This window comes from Janthinobacterium sp. BHSEK (genome assembly GCF_056174685.1).
The window spans coordinates 1-564 of the sequence record NZ_JBWBYV010000228.1 but is presented as its reverse complement, the minus strand read 5'-3'; the positions used below and the strand labels follow the sequence as shown (position 1 = coordinate 564).

The window sequence follows — 564 nt, the reverse complement described above, 5'->3', positions numbered from 1 at the left end:
GGTTCCCAGGTTGCCGGCGAAGACGATGGAAAAGCCGTCGTGCAAGCCCGCCACAGCGCTGGGCTGCTGGTGCTGGGTATCCTGAAAGAAGACATTATCGGCTGAGTTTGGATAATAGGATATTTTGCTGCGCTCGGCCAGTACCGCGACGGGCGCGATGAACGCTTCCGATTGCACCAGGATCAGGTCGGCGTGGCGATAGATCCAGCGCACCAGTATCTCTACCAGCTTGAGCACTTTACGGTTGCGAACAAAACCGGTCGCCTCCAGGCTCTCGGGCCATAGATCCTGTACCCAGATGACCAATTTTGCACCCTTGATCCACTTCAGGAAAATAGCTGGAATGACTTGCAGGATCGGCGAAATCGCATATACAAAAATCACATCGACGCGCTTGCGGCGCAGGGCGAATGGCGCCAGCAGGATACCGCTCAGGACGAAAGACAGGTAATTGCCGATCAGTCCGAGGGCGGAACCCCGTCCACGCGGCATCAGCGGCAAGCGATGCACGGTAGCGCCATGCCAATCCTGCGCACCAAAGCCAGTGGCGGTATAGCCAGGGAA

General features: G+C 57.4%; 1 protein-coding gene. It reads right to left on the bottom strand.

Annotated elements, in window-relative coordinates; genetic code table 11:
• Positions 1-564: glycosyltransferase (locus tag AC0V2Y_RS28620; RefSeq protein ID WP_475418477.1), on the bottom strand; the 564-nt coding region annotated here is incomplete at both ends.